The sequence below is a fragment of the Pseudomonas fragi genome, assembly GCF_002269505.1.
GTDB classification, from domain to species: domain Bacteria; phylum Pseudomonadota; class Gammaproteobacteria; order Pseudomonadales; family Pseudomonadaceae; genus Aquipseudomonas; species Aquipseudomonas fragi_D.
On the sequence record NZ_NQKQ01000035.1, the window covers coordinates 12,479 to 32,465 of the forward strand.

Consider the following 19,987-nt stretch of genomic DNA (forward strand, 5'->3'; position numbering starts at 1 on the left):
TGACGAGTAGAACGAGGCTGCGATAAGGGCCGAAGGACCTTCAAAACCCCCGGGTGCTTTCCCCCTTCGCAGCCTCGCTACGCTCCTCAGCGACTACAAAGGGAAAGGGAGCCGCGCTTCACGACCCGATATAGCTGGTCTTGACCACGGTGTAGAACTCCTGCGCATAGCGGCCCTGCTCGCGTGAGCCATAGGACGAGCCTTTGCGCCCGCCAAACGGCACATGGTAATCCACCCCCGCCGTGGGCAGGTTGACCATCACCATCCCGGCCTGGGAATGACGCTTGAAGTGGTTGGCATATTTGAGCGAGGTCGTGGCAATACCCGCCGACAAGCCGAATTCGGTGTCATTGGCCATCGCCAACGCTGCTTCGTAGTCCGCAACCTTGATGATGTTGGCTACCGGGCCGAAGACTTCTTCGCGGCTGATGCGCATGTTGGCCGTGCTGTCGGCAAACAGGGCCGGGGCCAGAAAGTAGCCCTCGGTGTCACACGTCACCAGGCTGCCACCCGCGACCAGGCGGGCGCCTTCGTTGCGGGCGATGTCGATGTAACCCAAATCCTGGTCGAGCTGGGCGCGGGACACCACCGGACCGATATCAATCCCGGCCTGCAAGGCATGTCCGACCTTGATCGAACGCATGCGCTCGGCCATCGCCTCGACGAATCTGTCGTGGATGCCTGCCGTGACAATCAGACGGCTGGAGGCAGTGCAACGCTGGCCGGTGGAGTAAAAGGCGCTCTGCACCGCCAGTTCGACCGCCTGCTTGAGGTCGGCATCGTCGAGAATCACTTGCGGGTTTTTGCCGCCCATCTCCAGCTGCACCTTGGCCTGACGCGACACGCAACTGATGGCGATCTGGCGACCAACGCCCACTGAGCCGGTAAAGCTTACGCCGTCCACTTTCGGGCTGTTGACGATAGCGTCGCCAACCACGCGACCGCTGCCCATCACCAGGTTGAACACGCCAGCCGGGAACCCGGCGCGGGAGATGATCTCGGCCAGTGCCCAGGCGCAACCCGGCACCAGGTCGGCCGGCTTGAACACCACGCAGTTGCCGTAGGCCAGGGCCGGGGCGATTTTCCACGCCGGTATGGCAATGGGAAAGTTCCAGGGGGTGATCAGACCAACAACGCCCAAGGCTTCCCGGGTAACTTCAACGTGAACGCCCGGGCGCACCGAAGGCAGATAATCACCCGACAGGCGCAGGCATTCACCGGCAAAAAACTTGAAGATATTACCGGCGCGGCTGACTTCACCGATCGCTTCGGGCAGGGTCTTGCCTTCTTCGCGTGCCAGCAGTTGGCCCAGCTCTTCCTTGCGAGCGAGGATCTCGCTGCCGACCTTGTCCAGCGCATCGCTGCGCGCCTGGATACCGGACGTCGACCAGGACGGGAATGCTGCCCGTGCCGCATCAATAGCGGTCTGAACCTGAGCGACGTCAGCCTTGGCATATTCGCCAATCACATCGCTCAGGTCGGAAGGGTTGATATTGGTGCTGTATTCAGTGGCGGCTACCCACTCGCCACCGATGTAATTGTCGAATTGTTTTGAATCAGTCATGCAATGTCTCCACTGGGGGATAAGCGCCGATCGCTTATAGTTATACGTCATCGTACGACTGCGAGCAAAAAAATGTCAGTGCTGCAAAATTTCCGACAGGAAAAGTGCCAGGGCTTATGGCGTCAGATAAGCAGGTCTTCGTAAAAAGCGCCGAACGGCAGCTCGGGATGAGCGATCTGGATTTCCAAAATCCACAGGCCGGGGTTCGCATGCGCGGCGAAATCACCGAGGTTGCCACCGCGATAAATCGCATGGGGGAAATCACTGACGCGGTGGCCCTTGATATCCAGATTGAGCTTCCAGCCCATCGCCTGTGCTTGCGCGGCGGCGGAGTCGTACAGCGCCACGCCGGTCACGCCTTCGCTACGCCAAAAGTTTTCGACCCGATCAAAAAGTGCCTTGGCAGCTGCGACCCGCACAGCGAACCGTTCAGCGCCGTTTAAGGCTCTGTACGGTCTGGTTCAAGGCCAGCAGCATCGGTTGCACACACTCCAGCAACATCGCCCCGGCTTCGGTGAGCGCCACTTCCGGGCCGCGTCGCTCAAAGAGCTCAAGACCCAGGTTGCTCTCCAGGTTTTTGACTTGCTTGCTGACCGCACTTTGAGTCACAGACAGCACCCGGCTAGCCTTGGTAAAGCTTTTTTGACGGGCCACAGCTTCGAAAAACCAAAGCGTATGCAGGGGCACTAGTGGTGGGTTTGACATTTTTTTACTCCGGGCAATCGCTGTTACTTACTGACCTTGATTCCTTTGAAACACAACAGCAGCAACACCCCGGCGAGTATTTCAAAGGCTGCGACCAGATACAGGCCTGCTGCAAGGCTTCCGGTCAAGGTTTTTAGCCAGCCGATCATGTACGGCGCCACAAACCCGGCGAGGTTGCCGATGCAATTGATCAGGGCAATACCCCCGGCTGCGGCAGTGCCTGCCAGAAATGCCCCGGGAATCGACCAGAACACCGGAAATGCCGCAAGGATGCCCATGGCTGCAATCGTCAGTGCGATCAGCGCCAGCACGGCATTACCGATAAACAGCCCCGTGCAGATCAGCCCAAGGCCCGCGAGCAGAGCGGCCATCGCGCAATGAATGCGGCGCTCGGCGGTCTTGTCCGAGTGAAAGCCGTTCCACAGCATCGCGACAGTGCCCAGGATGAAGGGGATTGAGGCAAGCAGGCCGATATTCATGGTGTCTGTGACGCCGAGTGCCTGGATCACGGACGGAGTCCAGAAAGCAATGGTCGCGTTGCCACTGACCAGGCAGAAGTAAACCAGTGCACACAACCACAGCTTGGGGTAGCGGATCAGAGAGCGAAGGTCGCTGTGTTTGCCCGGTAACTTGTCCTCGAGGGCAATGGTGTTGCTGACCATGTTGCGCTGTGCAGGGGTCAGCCACTTGGCATTGGCCGGTTTCTCGGGCAAATAGCGCAGTACCAGAAAACCTGCGATTACCGAGGGAATGCCTTCGAGGATAAACAGCCATTGCCAGTTGGCCAGGCTACCGACCCCGACCATGCGGCTCATGATGAACCCGGCAAGCGGGCCGCCGACGACACCGGCAATGGCGAAGGACGTCATGAACATGCCATTGATCTTTGCGCGCTGCGCCGCCGGGAACCAAAAGGTGAGATACAGCACCACACCCGGGAAGAATCCGGCTTCAAAAGCTCCGAGCAGAAACCGCAGCACATAGAACGACCAGGCACTTTCGACGTAAGCCATGGCGATGGATGTGAGGCCCCACATGATGGTGATTCGCGCCAGAGTGCGGCGGGCACCGATTTTCTCCAGGATCAGGTTGCTGGGCACTTCGAAGATGAAGTAACCAATAAAAAATATCCCGGCGCCCAGCCCGTAAACGGCTTCGCTGAAGCCCAGGTCATGGAGCATCGAAAGCTTGGCAAAGCCCACGTTGACCCGGTCAATCCAGGCCAGCACGAAGAGAAACACCAGGAATGGCAGCAAGCGCCACGCGATCTTGCGATAGACCATGGCCACTTCGTCTGCTATTGGCGCCTGGTCCAGTTCCAGGGTTGAACTTGCGTTGCTTTGGTTCATAAGTTTTCTCGTCAATGCGTTGCGCAAAAGGGTGCGCAAGCCGATTGGCAGGCGAGTGGGTACGCACGAGGGTGCGCCGTGTCATTTTTGTTGATTGAGTTAAAGCAGGGCAGGTGCGGCCTGCCCCCGGTTCAGATCAGGTGTTTTCCTGCAACAGCGTCTCGATCGCGCGGGACACTTGCAGCACGCGAGCGTCCTGCCCGTTCAGGCCGGCAATCGACAGTCCGACCGGCAGTTCGTCGCCGCGCTGGCAAGGCAGGCTCAGGGCACAGCCGTCGAGAAAGTTGAGCACGCTGGTGTTACGCAATACGAGGCCATTGGTGGCGAAAAAAGCCGCGTCATCAGCCAGATCCGCCAGCTTGGGCGGCACGGTTGCAACACTTGGTAGCAACCAGGCGTCCGCATCGCCCAGACGCTCGTGCGCCACGCCGATCAGGCGATGGCGTGCGTGTTGAATATCCAGGTAATCGGCTGCGCTGATGGACGCGCCGCGTCGAATGCGTTGCGCGACCCGCCCGTCATAGCGGTGGCTGTTATCACCTTCGAGCCACTGACGATGGCCCTGCCAGGCTTCGGCGGCGGTGAGCCCGCCGGTGGCATTGATGCGAGGCAGTTCGTGCAGCTCCGGGAAGTCGAACCAGCGTATGCAGGCACCCGCTTTCGCGAGCAGATCCAGGGTGCGTTCGAAAGCTGCTGCCACATCGGCATCGATCTGATCGAGTACAAAGTCCCGGGTTACTGCCAAGCGTAGTCCGGCCAAGGATGCTGCGCGGGTATCCAGTTGCTCACCGCTGAGCACCCCGTCCAGCAGGATGCAGTCGGCGACGCTGCGAGTCAGTGCACCAACCGAATCCAGGCTTACAGCCAGAGGGAAGGTGCCGCTCATGGGAACACGGTTGGCGCTGGGTTTGAAACCGGTCAGATTGCAGAACGCCGCCGGAATCCGGATCGAGCCGCCGGTATCGGTGCCCAGCCCTGCGACTGCCATGCCCAGTGCCACACTCACGGCCGCTCCGGAACTGGAGCCGCCAGCGATTCGACCGACCGCACAGGGTGTCAGTGGTGTGCCGTAGTGGGGGTTCAGGCCCAGCCCGGAAAAGGCGAACTCACTCATGTTGGTTCGGCCCAGCAAAATCGCGCCGGCCGCCCTCAATCGCGCGACCACTAACGCATCGCCGGTGGCTGGCGGTGCATCGGCCAACAGGCTTGAACCTGACGCAGTGACCTGCCCGCTCACGTCGAACAGGTCCTTGATGGACACCGGCAACCCGGCCAGAGGTGATGGTACATAGCCGCTGACGCGTGCCAGATCGCTGGCCCGCGCGGCCTGCCGGGCGTTGTCTGCATCAACGCTGATGTAGGCCACCCCGCCCGCTGCACGGTGGGCGTCAATACGCTTGAGCGCCTGGTCGACCAGCGCCTGGCTGGTGGTACGGCCCTCGGCAAGTGCCTGGGCTAACTCTGCAATAGTGTTCATCGAAGGCTCACTCGGCGACAGGCAGCGCCTCGACACCGTATTGGTGGCGCAGGCTGCGGTTGAGGACAGGGTCGAAAAGCTCCATCTCAAAGGCTTCACCGTAGCCCAGCTCGCCGATCACCGATTGTGTGCCACAAAACATTGCGGTGTCCGCAGGCAGCGAGCCGTCGCTGTTGAGTTTTGCCAGCAGGGTATCCGGTGCCAACAGATTGGTTACTGGGCCCTGCTGGTAGAGCTCGCGCACACCGTCACGCATGCGCCAGGTGCGCATGACCAGTTGGTCCCAATGTTGCTCAACCTCCGAGTAGCGCCAGACTTGCTGGGCAATGGGCTTGTCACACATCTGCTTGGACACGGTGACGTCATAGCTCTCTACCTTGCGGTCGGTGTGATCTGAGCCCAAGCCGATTAACAAGCCTTGCTCGCTCGGGATCAGCACGAACTCGGTCTCGCCGGATGAGTCCTTGCCCGGCACCTGGATGCTGCCGGCGGTGTTCAGCAGGCTGGCAGATACCCGGTAGAAGCATGGAATCTGAGTCGGACGGCGTACGCCCAGTGCTTCCAGCTCAGCGATGTGATGCTCCACCGCTTCGCTGTTGCGTCCGGCCCAGCCCGCGATAATCAGATGCTTGATACTGGCGTGGTGTTCGCCCTGGCCGACGACTTGGAAGGTCAATTGCGTCATGAAAAGTTCTCGCAGTCAGTGATTAAAGCGTGCGCATGATGGCGCGGCGGAAATCGTCGATATGGTGATGGATGGCAGCAATGGCGGCAGAGCCGTCGCGCTGCTCCAGTGCTTCGAGGATTTTTAGGTGCTCGTGGTAAATGCGTTCGCTGTGGTGGTTTTCCGACAAGGTCAGGTACCAGAATCGCGCCTGTTTTTCGTGAAGGTTACGCAGCAACTCGGCCAATACCCGGTTGTGTGCGGCAGCAGATATCGACATGTGAAATTGCAGGTCCAGCGACATCAGCCCGGTGACATCGTGCCTGGCCAGCAGGGCGGGGGTCTGATCCAGAATGTCGCGCATGGCCTGGATATCGGCGTCATTGGCCCGCTCGACGGCGAGTTTTACGCACAGTTGTTCGTTACTCACGCGTACTTCGATCATGTCGAGTACATCGTTAAGCGACAGGGCCGTCACCATCACGCCCTTGCGCGGCATGATCGTGACCATTCCCTCGACTTCAAGACGGTGCAGAGCCTGGTGGATCGGTGTGCGGCCAATGCCCAGTGCTGCTGTCAGTTGCGCCTCGTTGATGGCATCGCCAGGACGGTACTCGCAACTGATGATGCGCTGCTTGATTTGCGCATAGGCCAGCTCGCGCAGTTGGGCCGCGCTTTTTGTCGGTGTACTCACAGGCTGGCGAAGGCTGGAAAGATCGATAGTTTCGGACATGCTCACTCCTGAAAAGCATCTGATATATCAGATGCTTTTCAGATCAAAGCAAAGCCTATGCCATTTCCCGGGAAGCTGGCGCAGAGCCATGGCTGGCAAGGGTTGTGCACAATTAGGCAGAAGCGGCGTGGGCGGTTGTCTGGATGTTACTTGTTACCTTTGTGCCCGGTTTTGTAACCGTATGCCCTATATGGGGGCGGGCAAGGTTGCAACTTCAGGCCCGCCGGGGCAGGGCAGAAGCGGGTCAGTCAGCAGGCAGCAGCAATCGCCCCAGCACCGGCAGGTGGTCCGAAATGGTCTGGGTGTCTTCCTGGCGCACATAGCCTTCAATGCGTTGCAGCTTGGGGCTGTGGAACAGGTAGTCGAGCGTGCGGTCGGGCTCGTTGGCGTCGGGGTGGTTGGGGAAGTGGGTCAGCCACAGCTCGCGGTCGATGCCGGTGGCTTCAGGGTTGCTGGGGATCATGGGGTACTTTTCCCAGAGCAGGTGCAGCTCGCTGTCTTCCGAGTAGCCCTGGCGCAATGGCACGGGCAGGCGCAAATACTGGCCGATGGGCAGCAGGTTGAAGTCCCCGCCGATCAACCACGGCGTGCCCTGGCTTTCGAGTTTGTCGGCCAGTGCGGCGACGGTCTGCATTTGCAGGCTCAGGTTGCTGTTGTTGGCGGAGGGCGCATCCAGTTGTGTATTGATTGCCGCCAGTTGCCCGCCGTCGTTCAGCGGCAGGTAGTTGACCAGCAGTGCAGGCCTGGGCTGGAACTGGCGGCTGATAAAGTTGGCATCGGCCTGGGGCAATTGCAGGCGTTCTGCGTGTTCGATCTGGAAGCGGCTAAGGGTGACGAGAGAGCGCCCGACGCTGCCGAAAATATGCCAGTCGGGCACAAAGTCGGCTTTCCAGGTAAAGGCCTGGGTGCTGCAGGGGTAGAGGTCTATCAGGCGTTCCTGGAGCAGGGCGAGCTGGTCTTGATACCCACTTGCCTTGGCGTTGTCGTCGACTTCCTGCAGCAGCACAAGGTCAGGGCGCTCGTCGCGGATGACCCGCGCTACCTCATCAAGGCTGAAGGCCATGTCTTCAAGGGTGGGGCGGATATCAGGGCCGCTGCCGTCGGCCAGGTTGTACCAGAACACATAGCGCTTGCCGGCCAGGTACTGGATGTTCCACGTCATCACCTTTAGCGCCTGACCGGGCATCAGTACCGGGGCCGTGATCGGGCAACTGAAGGCCAGCACCTCTCTGGCATCAGGTCGCCATGTGACGCTATAAATCAGGCAAGCCAGCAATGCTGAGATCAGCAGCAAACCAGACAGGGTGCGGCGCAAGAAACGTGGCATGGGCTCGGCTTATGATGTTACAGGGAGTGGTCGAACATACCTGACGGCAGCGCGACACCCCAAGATTCTTGTTGTAGGAGCGCTTCGTTTTTATTGATCGGACTTATCGCTGATTAACATGAATAGACGGAACAGGACTACAGAGACAAATAACTGCAAGAAGCTGTTGGCACTGTCGAGCGCCAGTGAGAGCAGGGTGTTGTCGTCTTTGGAGAACAGCGAGTAACTGAACTCCTTGAGCAGCATCAACGGTCCCAGCACGGCCAGGATGCAAACAAAAATTCGCCAGAAATGCCCGCGGGTCAGGGTGAAACTCGACTTCATCGCCGCCAGCGGCGCATCACCACGCAATACCAGACGGTACTCGGAGAAGGCGAGCACCACGGTCAGGAAAATGCCCGGGATAAAAAACATCGACAGCCCCAACACGATCAGCAACGTACTGATTGCCGAGAGCAGTGCGAATTTGGGCCACAGGCTGATTGCCAGCGCCAGCAGCTCGCGGTTGCGCGGGCTTTCTCCACGGCTGCGGGCATCCAGAAACAGGATCAGGGCGGCGGTGTACAGCGGGTACAGCAGTAGCCCGACAACCAGGCCATAACCGGGCGAAGCATCCGGGCCTACTGCATCGTCAACGATGTGCTGTAACACCGCCTCCAGGATGACCAGTGGCAGGCACAACGTCACGATCTGGCTCAGGTTGCGCTGGAAGAAGTACAGGGAGTCGCGAATAACAGTCAGCGGATTCATTGGCAGTTGTCAGCAGTTAAAAGCGGTGCGCCACTTTAACCGATGAAACGCCAAGATGAACAAAAGTTCACGCAGGCCTGTTGCTGTTGAAACGGGTTGTATTGCCCCAATAACGCGTTTGAGCTTCTGCGTTATGCAAGGGGCAGGTTTTTATCTGCAATCGAAAGAGGTTGTCATGAACAACGAAGAGCAAACGCTGATTGACGGGTTGTTTACACGGTTGCAGCAAGCCGAAGCAGGATCTGCCCCACGCGATGCCCAGGCGCAGGCGCGGATCAATGAGCATATGGCCCGTCAGCCCGCGGCGTCGTATTACATGACCCAGGCGCTACTGGTGCAAGAGGCTGCACTCAAGCAACTCGACCAGCAAAACAAGCAACTGCAGGCCGAGTTGGCGCAGGCCAGGGCTACCCCGGCCGCTGCGCCAACGGGCAGCAGCTTTTTGTCAGGGCTTTTTGGTGGCAGTGCTCCTGCTGCCGCGCCGGCCGCCAGCCCCCCTCCGAGCACCGGCGGCTGGCGTGATGGCCCGGTGGCAGCGCCTGCGCAAGCGGCACCAGCCCCGCAACCGGCGCCAGCTCCGGCGCTGGGTGGCGGCTTTCTGGGTGGCGCCCTCAAAACGGTTGCGGGCGTGGCGGGTGGGGTGATGCTGGCGCAGGGCATCAGCAGCCTGTTCCATCACAATCAGCCGCCGCAGGTGGTCGAAGAAATCATCGAACAACCGGTTCCTGTCAGCGACAGTGGCTGGGGCAGCGGCAACCAGCAATACGCCAACAGCGGCTCGGGCATTGAAGACGTCGGTCTGGACGATGATGGCTTCTTTTCTGACGACGACTCCTACGTTTGATCCCGTCGCCCGGCGCCTGATTGCACGCCGGGCGGTTTATCCGCGCAAACCCCCGACAGGCTGGCATACTGCGACCTTGTTTTCAGTCGCGTGCCCGCTTGCCGGGCGTCATGAGGTTTGCCGGTGAAAAAAATTGCGGTCTTCGCGGATGTGCAGAACCTTTATTACACGGTTCGCCAGGCCTATGGCTGCCATTTCAATTACGCCGCCCTGTGGGCTGATATCAGCAAGCGCGGCGAAATCGTTGAGGCCTACGCCTATGCGATTGACCGGGGTGACAGCAAGCAGCAGCAGTTTCAGCAGATCCTGCGCAACCTCGGTTTTATCGTAAAACTCAAACCCTATATCCAGCGCAGTGATGGTTCGGCCAAGGGCGACTGGGACGTGGGCATCACCATCGATATCATGGACTCGGCAGCCAATGTCGACGAGGTGGTGCTGGCCTCGGGAGACGGTGATTTCGACCTGCTGCTGGAGCGCATAGCCAGCAAGCATGGGGTTGAAACCGTGGCCTACGGCGTGCCCGGCCTGACGGCCAACTCATTGATTCGCGCTGCCAGCCGCTATGTGCCGATTGAAGGCAATTTGCTGCTTAAGTAACCCTCATTTTTTACAGGATTGACCAGGTTTGGAACGCATCGCGGTAATTGACTTTGAAACCACCGGCATCTCCCCGAGCAGCACTTGCCGGGCCACCGAAATTGCCGTGGTGATTCTTGAGCAGGGGCGCATTGTCGAGCGTTACCAGAGCCTGATGAATGCCGGTGTGCGTGTACCGGGGTTTATCGAGCAGTTGACCGGCATCAGCAACGCCATGTTGCGCACTGCGCCCTCGGCTGAACAGGTGATGAACGAGGTCAACGAATTCGTCGGTATCACCCCGTTGCTGGCGCACAATGCCGCGTTTGACCAAAAATTCTGGGATTTCGAAATGGGTCGTATCAAGCGCACCCGTTTGCAGAATTTCGCCTGTTCCTTGCTGCTGGCGCGACGCCTGATGCCGGCAGCGCCCAACCACAAGCTAGGCACCCTGACCACGTTTGCTGACTTGCCCAACACAGGTAAAGCTCACCGGGCCATGGCCGATGCTGAAATGGCGGCCAACCTGACGGCGTATCTGGCTGAGCAGTTGCGCCGCCAGCACGGGTTGCGTGAGTTGAACCATGACCTGCTGTGCAGCTTGCAGAAAGTCCCGGCGGCGAAGATCAATGAGCATCTCAAGCGTTATCGCGGGTTTTAAGCGCTACCCTCACCCCAACCCTCTCCCAGAGGGAGAGGGGGCTTGACCGCACGCGACCTCAAGAACACCACCAGTCAGTCCCCTCTCCCTTTGGGAGAGGGCTAGGGTGAGGGGCTTTTGATTTTTTTATAAAAGTGTACGGCCCCTTTTGGTGCATTCTGTTACTTATTATTTCCCGACGCCCTGTCTAAACTCCCGAGTCCCCTGCCTCTGCCCTTGAGCTGCCTACATGCCTGCCGCACGTCGTTTTCCGCTACAACTGATCGGTGCTTTTTTTGCCTTGTACATCATTTGGGGCTCGACCTATCTGGCCATCCGCATCGGTATTGAGTCCTGGCCTCCGTTGATGATGGCCGGCGTGCGCTTCCTGATAGCGGGCAGTTTGATGTACGGCTTCATGCGCTGGCGCGGAGCTCCGGCCCCCACCGCCGTGCAATGGCGTTCGGCGGCCATGATTGGCTTTCTGTTGCTGGCGTGCGGCAACGGCGGCGTGACCCTGGCCGAACACTCGGGCGTTGCCTCCGGCGTCGCCGCCCTGGCCGTAGCCACCGTGCCCCTGTTCACCTTGCTGTTCGGCTACTTTTGGGGCAACCGAAACACCCGCCTGGAATGGGCCGGGATTGTCCTGGGGCTGATCGGCATCGGTATGCTCAACCTGGGGTCCAACCTGCAGGCCAGCCCGGCAGGCGCGGCGATGGTGATTTTTGCCGCTGCGGCCTGGGCTTTCGGCTCGGTATGGAGTCGTCACCTGCCACTGCCTGCTGGGCCAATGGCCAGTGCTGCGGAAATGCTCACTGCGGGCGCCGTGTTGCTGGCGGGCAGCCTGCTCAGTGGCGAACGCATGACCCAAATGCCCACCGCCGCAGGCTGGGGCGCCTTGCTGTATCTGGTGTTCTTCGGCTCGATCATCGCCTTCAGCGCCTATATGTACCTGCTTAAAAACGTGCGTCCTGCAGCGGCCACCAGCTATGCCTACGTCAACCCGGCCGTGGCGGTCATGCTGGGGATTGCCTTTGCGGGTGAGAGCATCGGTTTTGAGGAGTGCCTGGCCATGGCGGTCATCATCAGCGCCGTGGTGTTGATCGGTTTGCCGCAGTGGCGCAAGCAGAAACCGGCCTGAATTAGGGTAAACTGCGCTCCATTGCAACTTATGCACCCACGCGCTGACCTATTTCGACGGTATCCCCATGACATTCGCCACCCTTGGCCTGATCGAACCCTTGCTGCGCGCCCTTGAGACGCTCGGCTACAAGACCCCAACCCCGGTTCAGGCCCAAGCGATTCCCGCAGTACTGGCTGGTCGCGACCTGATGGCTGCGGCCCAGACCGGTACCGGCAAAACCGGCGGTTTCGCCCTGCCGTTGTTGCAGTCGCTGACCATGGAAGGCCCGAAAGTGGCCAGCAACTCGGTGCGTGCACTGGTGCTGGTACCGACCCGCGAACTGGCCGAACAGGTTCACGAGAGCATCCGCCAGTACGCTGAACACCTGCCGTTGAGCACCTATGCGGTGTATGGCGGTGTCAGCATCAACCCGCAAATGATGAAAATGCGCAAAGGCGTTGATGTGCTGGTGGCAACGCCGGGCCGTCTGCTGGACCTGTATCGCCAGAAGGCGATCAAGTTCAACCAGCTGCAAACCCTGATCCTCGACGAAGCCGACCGCATGCTCGACCTGGGCTTCTCCGAAGAGCTGCGTGATATCTACCGCGCCCTGCCGAAAAAGCGCCAGACCCTGCTGTTCTCGGCGACCTTTTCTGACGCGATCCGCCTGTTGGCCGAGCAGATGCTCGACAACCCGCTGAGCATCGAAGTCAGCCCTCGAAACGTGGCGGCCAGCAGCGTCAAGCAGTGGGTCATCCCGGTCGACAAAAAGCGCAAGGCCGAGCTGTTTTTGCACTTGTTGCGCACCCAGCACTGGAAGCAGGTCCTGGTGTTCGCCAAGACCCGCAATGGTGTCGATGAACTGGTAGGCAAGCTGCAAGGTCTGGGGATCAACGCTGACGGCATTCATGGCGACAAGCCACAGGCCACGCGCCAACGGGCGCTGGACCGCTTCAAGGCCAGCGAAGTGCAGATCCTGGTGGCTACCGATGTGGCTGCCCGTGGTCTGGACATCGAAGACCTGCCGCTGGTGGTCAACTTCGACCTGCCAATCGTGGCTGAAGACTACATTCACCGTATCGGTCGCACCGGCCGTGCCGGTCAGAAGGGCGAAGCCATTTCGCTGGTCTGTGCTGATGAAGTGAACATGCTGTCGGCGATCGAGATGTTGACCCGTCAGACTTTGCCGCGTCATGAAGAGCAGGATTTCGAGCCTGAGCATCGCGTGCCCGAGACCGATGCGTCGGGTCAGGTGATCAAAAAGCCGAAGAAGCCGAAAAAACCGAAAACCTCGGGCGGTGGCGGCAAGCGTAACCTGGGCAAGTGGGTGGATAGCGGCGAAGCGGCCCCAGCCGAACCGTCGGTCAAGCCTGTACGCAAAGTGCCGGTATTCAACACTGGCCCGCGCAAGCGCAAGCCTTAAGCCCGGTCGAGACTAAAAAACTTCAACTGTTGGAGCGAGCCTTCGCGAGCAGGCTCGCTCCTACAGGGACAGTCAACGTTTAGCCTTCAGCCAGCTCAAAACCCCCAGCCCGGCAGCCCGGCCACTGGCAAAACAGCCTGTGAGCAGGTAGCCACCGGTGGGGGCTTCCCAATCAAGCATCTCGCCCGCACAAAACACTCCCGGCAACGCTTTAAGCATCAGGTTTTCATCCACCGCCTCAAACTTCACCCCACCGGCGCTGCTGATGGCTTCGTCCAGCGGGCGGGCCTTGATCAGTTCCAGGGGCAACGCCTTGATGGCCTTGGCCAATAGCGCCGGGTCGTTGAAATGTTCCGCTGGCGCTAACTCGCGCAACAATGCGGCTTTCACGCCATCAATCCCCAACTGGCTGTGCAAGTGCTTGCTCATCGAGCGTGAGCCGCGAGGCTTGGCCAGGGCGGCCGCGACTTTATCCACAGGCTTGCCCGGCAACAGGTCGATCAGGATGGTCGCTTCGCCATGTTGGTTGATTGCCTCGCGAATCGGTGCCGACCAGGCGTAAATCAAACTGCCTTCAATCCCGCTGGCGGTAATGACGCATTCGCCCAAGCGCGGTGAGCTGTGCTCCAGGGCGATGGCGATGTTTTTCAGCGGGGCGCCAGCGAATTTGCTGCGCAGCACCTCACTCCAACCGGCTACATCAAACCCGCAATTGCTCGGCTGCAAGGGCGCCAGGTCGACGCCGCGCTCGGCCAGCAATGGCATCCAGGCGCCATCCGAGCCCAGACGCGCCCAACTGCCACCGCCCAGGGCCAGCAGCACCGCGTCGGGCTTGAGCTGCTTTTGGCCTTCGGGGCTGTCCACGAGCAACTGGCCATCGGCTTGCCAACCCAGCCAGCGGTGGCGGGTGTGGATAACTACACCCGACTCGCGCAGGCGCTTGAGCCAGGCGCGCAGCAGCGGCGCGGCTTTCATATCGGTGGGGAACACCCGGCCAGAGCTGCCGACAAAGGTTTCGATACCCAACTCATGAATCCACTGGCACAACGCATCGGCATCGAAGGCGCGCAGTAACGGTGCCATCTGCGGTGCGCGTTCGGCGTAGCGCGACAGGAAGGCGGGGTAGGCTTCGGAATGGGTGATATTCATGCCGCCGACCCCGGCCAGCAAAAACTTGCGGCCCACCGACGGCATGCCATCGTACAGATCGACCTTCACCCCAGCCTGACTCAACACTTCGGCGGCCATCAATCCGGCGGGGCCACCGCCAATAATGGCGACGTGACGGGAAGGGAGCGTGGAGGGTTCAGTCATGGCAGGGCTGCAAATCGGCGAAATAGGCCGGGCATTCTACCCCAAACCCTGTAGTCGCTGACGAGGTACGAGGCTGCGATGGACTGTGAAGCTGGACCATAATTCTGAAGCCCCCGGGGTCCTTCTCGCAGCCTCGTACCTCGTCAGCGACTACAGATATTGCGTTTGTACGAAAAACATACAGCCTTCTGAAGGCCATATGCTCTGTGGCCTGCAGGCGCTTTCACTCAGGTTATCCACAGGCAGTTCCACAGGCATTGTGGGTAAAAATCACACCTTAGTAACAACCCGATGACAGCCAGACCTTCTGTGCACTGTGATGCAATATCCCGTGGCGGCGCGCCAGGGCCTTGCGATCCTTGCTGTATCCGCCGCCAATCACCCCGACCACCGGTATGTCGCGACCCAGGCAGTGGCGCATCACGCTCTCGTCACGGGCGGCCACGCCAGCGTCGGTGAGCTTCAAATAACCCAGCGCATCGTCTTTGTGCACATCCACTCCGGCGTCGTACAACACCAGATCCGGCTGATACAACGGCAGCAGGTAATTGAGCGCCTCGTCCACCACTTGCAAATATTCGCCATCGCCCATACCCATAGGCAGGCCGATATCCCAGTCACTTTGTGCTTTGCGCGCCGGAAAGTTCTTTTCGCAGTGCAGGGAAACGGTAATGGCATCCGGTGTGTGTTCAAGAATTCGTGCAGTACCATCGCCCTGATGCACATCGCAGTCAAAAATAAGCACCCGGTTGACCCGGCCGCTTTCCAGCATATAGCGACTGATAATCGCCAGATCGTTGAAGATGCAAAAACCCGCCGGGTGATCGTAGTGCGCGTGATGGGTACCGCCCGCCAAATGACAGGCCAGGCCATGTTCCAGCGCCTTCTCGGCGGCCAGCAGCGAGCCGCCTACGGCCCGCACGGTGCGTCGTGCCAGCGCCTCGCTCCAGGGCAGGCCCAGCCGGCGCTGATCTTCGCGGGCCAGTTCGCCAGCCATATAGCGCTCGATATAGTCCGGGTCATGAGCCAGAGCGAGGATATCCACAGGGCACAGCTCGGGACGCAGTAACTGGGCATCCAGGGTCAGCCCGGATTCGACCAGGTGATCGCGCAACAGGCGGAACTTGTCCATCGGAAATCGGTGATCTGCCGGGAACTCTGGGCTGTAGTCATCGTGGTAAATCAGCGGTACAGGCATAGGGATTTTCGCGTCGTAACGAGCGCTGGATATTAACAGCGCTGTACACTGGCGACATACGCAAAGCCCGGAAACAAATCGGAGAGAACCGATGGAGCAGATCAAAGAGCTCGAAAGTGCCCGTTTGCACTTGCGCCCCTGGCGTGACACAGACTTGCCCGAGTTCGCTGCCATGTGCGCCGACCCCCAGGTGATGCGCTATTTTCCCGCGCCCCTGAGCCGGCTCGAAAGCGCTGCGCTGATTGGCCGGATTCGTGGTCATTTTGCCGAATATGGCTACGGGGTGTGGGCACTGGAGCGCAAGGACACCGGCGCCTTTATCGGCTTTACCGGGCTGATGAATGTGTCATTCGAGGCACCGTTTACCCCGGCGGTTGAAATTGCCTGGCGCCTGGCCCCCGAACATTGGGGCCTGGGTTACGCCAGTGAGGCTGCCTGGGCAGCGCTGCGCTGCGCCTTTGATCGTCTGGCGCTGGATCAGGTGGTGTCGTTTACCAGCCGACTGAACCTGCCTTCGCAGAAAGTCATGCAGGCCATTGGCATGCAACACGATGTGGACGGTGATTTCGAACACCCCTTGCTGCCCGAAGGCGACCCGCTCAGGCCCCATGTGCTGTACCGCATCACGCGGGCACAGTGGCTGGAAACCCTGCACGGCTAGGCGTGTGTTTAACGGCGCAAGCCGCAAATTTTGACCTGCGTAACGAAGATTACGACGGTAATGCTCTGTGTGAGGAGAATCTGAATGAGCCAAGTGTTGGATGATCTGGTCAATTTGCTGACCCTGGAACCGATCGAAGAGAACCTCTTTCGCGGCAGCAGTCAGGACTTGGGCTTTCGCCAGTTGTTCGGTGGTCAGGTGCTCGGCCAATCGCTGTCGGCCATGAGCCAGACGGTTGAAGACGCCCGCCATGTGCATTCCATGCACGGCTATTTCCTGCGCCCGGGCGATGCCAGTTTGCCTGTGGTGTATCAGGTCGACCGCGTGCGTGATGGCGGCAGCTTCAGCACGCGCCGGGTGACCGCAATCCAGAAGGGTCAGCCGATTTTTACCAGCAGCGCTTCGTTTCAGTACGATGAAGGCGGTTTTGAACATCAGACGACTATGCCTGACGTAGTAGGCCCTGAGAATCTGCCTTCGGAACTGGACATGATTCGCCAGCGCGCGGACCTGATTCCCGAGTCGATGCGGGAAAAACTGCTGTGCGCCAAGCCCATCGAGTTTCGTCCGGTGGTGGGTGAGGACCCGTTTAACCCCAAGGTCGCTGACCCGATCAAATATGTGTGGTTTCGTACCGATGGCAGCTTGCCCGACACCCCGGCGCTGCATAAATACCTGCTGGCCTATGCCTCGGACTTCGGCTTGCTGACCACCTCGTTGCTGCCCCACGGCAAAGGCGTATGGCAAAAGGACATGCAGGTTGCCAGCCTTGATCACGCACTGTGGTTCCATGCCGACCTGCGTGCCGATGACTGGTTGCTCTATGCCATGGACAGCCCGTGGGCAGGCAATTCGCGCGGGTTCTCCCGTGGCAGTGTCTACAACCGCGCAGGCCAGCTGGTTGCGTCAGTTACGCAGGAAGGCCTGATTCGCCATCGCAAGGACTGGGCATGACACTCAAAGACGTCCAACACTGGGTTTTTGACATGGACGGCACGCTGACCGTCGCCGTGCATGACTTTGCCCTGATCCGCCGTGAGCTGGAGATCCCGGCAGATGCCGATATCCTCACCCACCTCAATGGCTTGCCTGCCGAGGTGGCGGCGGCCAAGCACGCCTGGCTGCTGGAGCACGAACGTGAACTGGCGCAGGCCTCAATTGCCGCGCCGGGCGCGGTTGAGCTGGTGCGCGACTTGGCGGCCCGTGGTTGTCGCCTGGGCATTCTGACCCGTAATGCCCAGGAACTGGCGCATATCACCCTCAAGGCCATTGGCCTGGGCGAGTGCTTTGCGCCAGAGGATGTACTGGGCCGCGATAACGCTGCGCACAAACCCGACCCGGACGGCCTGCTGCAACTGGCGCGGGCATGGGATGTAGCAGCGGCGAACATGGTGATGGTGGGGGATTACTACTTTGACCTGGCGTGTGGTCGCGCGGCAGGCAGCAAAACCGTGCTGGTCAATGTCCCTGAAAACCCGTGGCCGGAACTGACCGACTGGCACGCCAAAGACTGCTACGAGCTGCGGCAGTTGCTCGGTTAACGGACGGCTCCCACAGGTTCTAGGTCGCGATGAGCACTGCCTACCTGCCAAACAGCGCCTTTTGCCCTTCAGGCGAAGTAAACATCTGATCGCCGTTGTGCCCGACCCCGGGCACTTCAACCAGCCGCTGGTTGAGCCCCTGCGGATGGCGCTGGGTCAGGTATTCGAAGTAGTTCTTGCCGCGCTCCAGCCTGAACGCTCCCTGTGCCTCGGCCTCACAACTTTTATCCAGCGCCGGGTGATTGGGGTCGGTGTCCTTGGCTCCTAATAGATAGGTGATATCACGCTCGATATAAGCCTGCTCCAACTGTCGGTGTTTTTTCCCTTGAGCGTAGGCAGGAAGCTCCTTAAGCCCGTACTTCCAGGTATTGAAGCCCGGGCAGTTCGCTGCATCAAAAGTCGGAATCGGCCGCTGGGCATTGAAGTAGGCATAAGACGAAGGGTTGGCGATTACATAGCGCACCTTGATCCCATCTGCCAGCAAGGCCTTGTCGGCTTGAGTGGTCAGGGCATAGCGCTGCACCACCTGGGCGCCCCCGGAGTGCCCGGCGACCACCACCTCGCGCAAGTTCGGGAAGCGTTTGCGGTCATCGAGCCGCTCAAGGATTTCATCCAGTGCCGCATAAGAACTCAGCGACGCCGGGCTCAGCGCCGGGGCACCGGCCATCCAGTCATTGGCATGCCAGCGCAACACGCTGTCAGGCAGCGCGTGGCGCGTGCCATCAGTGTCATTGAGAAACTGCGGCGCGACGATCAGGGTTGTGGATAACTGTCCGGCCTGCGTCGCGGCTTGCTCGGCGCTGTGCAAATAGGTCTGGGCATTGCGCAGGCGGCCATGAATCACAATCAATGCGCGCTGCACCTGTGGCAGTGGTTGTTGCCAGTCCTGACTGACCCCGACACTCAACTCGCCGGGGCCGATCTTCAAATGGTCAGGGCTGAGTTCTTTAACACCATGTTCGGCTGCCTGAACGGCCGAGCACGCCAGTAACAGGCCCAGCGCGGGCGCGAGTGAACGTATCGCCATTTACAACCTCGCTGCCGAGAAGGTGTCGCACTGATTGATATTGCCCTGTGCAAAGCCGGTCTTGAACCACTTCACACGTTGTGCCGATGTACCGTGGGTAAAGGAGTCCGGCATCACACGGCCTTGGCTTTGTTGCTGCAAACGATCATCGCCAATGGCATTGGCGGCGTTCAAGGCCGATTCTATATCGCCCGCTTCCAGCCAATTGTGACGTTTTTGCGCCAGGTTGGCCCAGACCCCGGCCAGGCAGTCGGCCTGCAACTCCTGACGCACCAGCAAGCCGCCATCGCCTTCCATGCGTTTGCCCTGTTGACGGGCCATCTGCATTTTCGACGACACACCCAGCAAGGTCTGCACATGATGGCCAACCTCGTGGGCGATTACATAGGCCTGGGCAAAATCGCCAGCAGCCTTGAAGCGCTGAGCCATTTCCTGGAAGAAACTCATATCCAGATAGACCTTCTGGTCGGCCGGGCAATAAAACGGTCCGCTGGCAGCTGTTGCAAAGCCGCAGGCCGAATTGATCTGGCCGCGAAACAGCACCAGGGTCGGGTCTTTATAGCTACGCCCGGCTTGCTGAAACACTTGGCGCCAGGTGTCTTCGGTGTCGCCCAGTATCGCCCGCACAAAATCGGCCTGCTCGTCATTGGCCGCCGGTGCGCGACCAGCGGGCTGGGTGACTTGAGGGGAGGATTGATCGGTGAGCTGGCCGCTTAACTGTCCGAGGATCTGCATGGGGTCCTGCCCGGTTAACAAGCCGAAGCCGACAATCAGCACTACAGCCATCAGGCTCAGACCCTTGCCGCCGCCAATCCGCATTCCGCCGCCACCGCCGGTGCTTTGATCGCGGACGTCTTCGACGTTATCGCTACGTCGGCCTTTTTTCCAAAGCATGGGGGAATCCTCTGATAAGTCATGGTCACAAGTGTTGTTGCTGAGTCGAGGCTACGCCAGACCGGCTGTCAGACGCTTCTTGGTAGGGGGGAGGGAGTATGGCACTGGGGGTTAGGGTTTGCTGTTTAGGGCTACACAACGTATCGGCTTTTTGTGGGCTGGGGCTGACTGACG

20 protein-coding genes and 1 pseudogene are annotated in these 19,987 nt (G+C 59.9%); 8 read left to right on the top strand and 13 right to left on the bottom strand.

The annotated features are described in order from the left end of the window. Window positions 1-118 precede the first annotated feature (118 nt). The 9 genes and pseudogenes from CJU81_RS21995 to CJU81_RS22035 form a co-directional block, all read right to left on the bottom strand. Complete coding sequence (locus CJU81_RS21995) at window positions 119-1,564, bottom strand: aldehyde dehydrogenase family protein (protein ID WP_095038236.1); 1,446 nt, start codon at window positions 1,562-1,564, stop codon at window positions 119-121. A 122-nt stretch (window positions 1,565-1,686) separates the two neighbouring features. Then, window positions 1,687-1,974, bottom strand: a pseudogene (locus CJU81_RS22000) (M24 family metallopeptidase); the annotation flags it as partial. 19 nt (window positions 1,975-1,993) lie between these two features. Then, entirely contained in the window at window positions 1,994-2,269 is a 276-nt protein-coding gene (locus CJU81_RS22005; protein ID WP_095038237.1) for a LysR family transcriptional regulator, read from the bottom strand. 23 nt (window positions 2,270-2,292) lie between these two features. Next, window positions 2,293-3,618, bottom strand: coding sequence for an MFS transporter (locus CJU81_RS22010; RefSeq protein WP_095038238.1), 1,326 nt, complete (start codon window positions 3,616-3,618; stop codon window positions 2,293-2,295). A 136-nt stretch (window positions 3,619-3,754) separates the two neighbouring features. Next, the gene (locus tag CJU81_RS22015) at window positions 3,755-5,095 is read right to left on the bottom strand and encodes an amidase (RefSeq protein WP_095038239.1); all 1,341 of its coding nucleotides are present in this window, start codon (window positions 5,093-5,095) and stop codon (window positions 3,755-3,757) included. A 7-nt stretch (window positions 5,096-5,102) separates the two neighbouring features. After that, the gene (locus CJU81_RS22020; protein ID WP_095038240.1) at window positions 5,103-5,780 is read right to left on the bottom strand and encodes a DUF2848 domain-containing protein; all 678 of its coding nucleotides are present in this window, start codon (window positions 5,778-5,780) and stop codon (window positions 5,103-5,105) included. A 22-nt stretch (window positions 5,781-5,802) separates the two neighbouring features. Then, window positions 5,803-6,492 (bottom strand): GntR family transcriptional regulator, encoded by a 690-nt coding sequence (locus CJU81_RS22025; RefSeq protein WP_095038241.1) that lies wholly within the window; start codon window positions 6,490-6,492, stop codon window positions 5,803-5,805. A gap of 244 nt (window positions 6,493-6,736) precedes the next feature. Then, window positions 6,737-7,819 (bottom strand): endonuclease/exonuclease/phosphatase family protein, encoded by a 1,083-nt coding sequence (locus tag CJU81_RS22030; protein WP_095038242.1) that lies wholly within the window; start codon window positions 7,817-7,819, stop codon window positions 6,737-6,739. A gap of 90 nt (window positions 7,820-7,909) precedes the next feature. Further along, complete coding sequence (locus CJU81_RS22035) at window positions 7,910-8,569, bottom strand: YciC family protein (protein WP_095038243.1); 660 nt, start codon at window positions 8,567-8,569, stop codon at window positions 7,910-7,912. Window positions 8,570-8,744: 175 nt separating this feature from the next. On the opposite strand from CJU81_RS22035, the gene CJU81_RS22040 reads away from it, so the two are divergent. The 5 genes from CJU81_RS22040 (at window position 8,745) to CJU81_RS22060 (ending at window position 13,178) form a co-directional block, all read left to right on the top strand. Continuing rightward, window positions 8,745-9,413 carry a DUF2076 domain-containing protein gene (locus CJU81_RS22040; protein ID WP_095038244.1) on the top strand — a complete coding sequence of 223 codons (669 nt, stop codon included), beginning with the start codon at window positions 8,745-8,747 and terminating at the stop codon, window positions 9,411-9,413. 123 nt (window positions 9,414-9,536) lie between these two features. Further along, window positions 9,537-10,013: an NYN domain-containing protein gene (locus CJU81_RS22045; protein ID WP_094999400.1), complete on the top strand. Its 477-nt coding sequence runs from the start codon at window positions 9,537-9,539 to the stop codon at window positions 10,011-10,013. A gap of 28 nt (window positions 10,014-10,041) precedes the next feature. Next, the gene (locus CJU81_RS22050; RefSeq protein ID WP_095038245.1) at window positions 10,042-10,653 is read left to right on the top strand and encodes a 3'-5' exonuclease; all 612 of its coding nucleotides are present in this window, start codon (window positions 10,042-10,044) and stop codon (window positions 10,651-10,653) included. A gap of 229 nt (window positions 10,654-10,882) precedes the next feature. Continuing rightward, window positions 10,883-11,773 carry a drug/metabolite exporter YedA gene (yedA, locus tag CJU81_RS22055; RefSeq protein WP_016779330.1) on the top strand — a complete coding sequence of 297 codons (891 nt, stop codon included), beginning with the start codon at window positions 10,883-10,885 and terminating at the stop codon, window positions 11,771-11,773. A gap of 67 nt (window positions 11,774-11,840) precedes the next feature. After that, the gene (locus CJU81_RS22060) at window positions 11,841-13,178 is read left to right on the top strand and encodes a DEAD/DEAH box helicase (RefSeq protein ID WP_094999397.1); all 1,338 of its coding nucleotides are present in this window, start codon (window positions 11,841-11,843) and stop codon (window positions 13,176-13,178) included. Window positions 13,179-13,250: 72 nt separating this feature from the next. On the opposite strand, the gene CJU81_RS22065 is transcribed toward CJU81_RS22060, so the two are convergent. Continuing rightward, complete coding sequence (locus tag CJU81_RS22065) at window positions 13,251-14,492, bottom strand: TIGR03862 family flavoprotein (RefSeq protein WP_095038246.1); 1,242 nt, start codon at window positions 14,490-14,492, stop codon at window positions 13,251-13,253. Window positions 14,493-14,769: 277 nt separating this feature from the next. Beyond that, window positions 14,770-15,690 carry a histone deacetylase family protein gene (locus CJU81_RS22070; protein WP_095038247.1) on the bottom strand — a complete coding sequence of 307 codons (921 nt, stop codon included), beginning with the start codon at window positions 15,688-15,690 and terminating at the stop codon, window positions 14,770-14,772. Window positions 15,691-15,781: 91 nt separating this feature from the next. Here CJU81_RS22070 and CJU81_RS22075 point away from each other — a divergent pair, with 91 nt between their 5' ends. From CJU81_RS22075 to CJU81_RS22085, 3 genes are all read left to right on the top strand, one after another. Further along, window positions 15,782-16,351 carry a GNAT family N-acetyltransferase gene (locus CJU81_RS22075; protein ID WP_095038248.1) on the top strand — a complete coding sequence of 190 codons (570 nt, stop codon included), beginning with the start codon at window positions 15,782-15,784 and terminating at the stop codon, window positions 16,349-16,351. 84 nt (window positions 16,352-16,435) lie between these two features. Next, on the top strand, window positions 16,436-17,305 hold the full coding sequence (gene tesB, locus CJU81_RS22080; RefSeq protein ID WP_095038249.1) for an acyl-CoA thioesterase II: 870 nt from the start codon (window positions 16,436-16,438) through the stop codon (window positions 17,303-17,305). Next, complete coding sequence (locus tag CJU81_RS22085) at window positions 17,302-17,892, top strand: HAD family hydrolase (protein WP_095038250.1); 591 nt, start codon at window positions 17,302-17,304, stop codon at window positions 17,890-17,892. Before tesB ends, CJU81_RS22085 begins: the two co-directional genes overlap by 4 nt. Before the next feature lie 40 nt (window positions 17,893-17,932). On the opposite strand, the gene CJU81_RS22090 is transcribed toward CJU81_RS22085, so the two are convergent. Both CJU81_RS22090 and ypfJ read right to left on the bottom strand, forming a co-directional pair. Beyond that, window positions 17,933-18,919, bottom strand: coding sequence for an alpha/beta hydrolase (locus tag CJU81_RS22090; protein ID WP_095038251.1), 987 nt, complete (start codon window positions 18,917-18,919; stop codon window positions 17,933-17,935). Beyond that, window positions 18,920-19,813 carry a KPN_02809 family neutral zinc metallopeptidase gene (gene ypfJ, locus CJU81_RS22095; protein ID WP_095038252.1) on the bottom strand — a complete coding sequence of 298 codons (894 nt, stop codon included), beginning with the start codon at window positions 19,811-19,813 and terminating at the stop codon, window positions 18,920-18,922. Window positions 19,814-19,987: the final 174 nt, after the last annotated feature.

Bases quoted from the DNA above. Each gene is read 5' to 3' on its own strand.
- CJU81_RS21995 (WP_095038236.1), bottom strand. From the start codon at position 1,564: ATGACTGATTCAAAACAATTCGACAATTACATCGGTGGCGAGTGGGTA.
- CJU81_RS22005 (WP_095038237.1), bottom strand. From the start codon at position 2,269: ATGTCAAACCCACCACTAGTGCCCCTGCATACGCTTTGGTTTTTCGAA.
- CJU81_RS22010 (WP_095038238.1), bottom strand. From the start codon at position 3,618: ATGAACCAAAGCAACGCAAGTTCAACCCTGGAACTGGACCAGGCGCCA.
- CJU81_RS22015 (WP_095038239.1), bottom strand. From the start codon at position 5,095: ATGAACACTATTGCAGAGTTAGCCCAGGCACTTGCCGAGGGCCGTACC.
- CJU81_RS22020 (WP_095038240.1), bottom strand. From the start codon at position 5,780: ATGACGCAATTGACCTTCCAAGTCGTCGGCCAGGGCGAACACCACGCC.
- CJU81_RS22025 (WP_095038241.1), bottom strand. From the start codon at position 6,492: ATGTCCGAAACTATCGATCTTTCCAGCCTTCGCCAGCCTGTGAGTACA.
- CJU81_RS22030 (WP_095038242.1), bottom strand. From the start codon at position 7,819: ATGCCACGTTTCTTGCGCCGCACCCTGTCTGGTTTGCTGCTGATCTCA.
- CJU81_RS22035 (WP_095038243.1), bottom strand. From the start codon at position 8,569: ATGAATCCGCTGACTGTTATTCGCGACTCCCTGTACTTCTTCCAGCGC.
- CJU81_RS22040 (WP_095038244.1), top strand. From the start codon at position 8,745: ATGAACAACGAAGAGCAAACGCTGATTGACGGGTTGTTTACACGGTTG.
- yedA (WP_016779330.1), top strand. From the start codon at position 10,883: ATGCCTGCCGCACGTCGTTTTCCGCTACAACTGATCGGTGCTTTTTTT.
- CJU81_RS22060 (WP_094999397.1), top strand. From the start codon at position 11,841: ATGACATTCGCCACCCTTGGCCTGATCGAACCCTTGCTGCGCGCCCTT.
- CJU81_RS22065 (WP_095038246.1), bottom strand. From the start codon at position 14,492: ATGACTGAACCCTCCACGCTCCCTTCCCGTCACGTCGCCATTATTGGC.
- CJU81_RS22070 (WP_095038247.1), bottom strand. From the start codon at position 15,690: ATGCCTGTACCGCTGATTTACCACGATGACTACAGCCCAGAGTTCCCG.
- CJU81_RS22075 (WP_095038248.1), top strand. From the start codon at position 15,782: ATGGAGCAGATCAAAGAGCTCGAAAGTGCCCGTTTGCACTTGCGCCCC.
- tesB (WP_095038249.1), top strand. From the start codon at position 16,436: ATGAGCCAAGTGTTGGATGATCTGGTCAATTTGCTGACCCTGGAACCG.
- CJU81_RS22085 (WP_095038250.1), top strand. From the start codon at position 17,302: ATGACACTCAAAGACGTCCAACACTGGGTTTTTGACATGGACGGCACG.
- CJU81_RS22090 (WP_095038251.1), bottom strand. From the start codon at position 18,919: ATGGCGATACGTTCACTCGCGCCCGCGCTGGGCCTGTTACTGGCGTGC.
- ypfJ (WP_095038252.1), bottom strand. From the start codon at position 19,813: ATGCTTTGGAAAAAAGGCCGACGTAGCGATAACGTCGAAGACGTCCGC.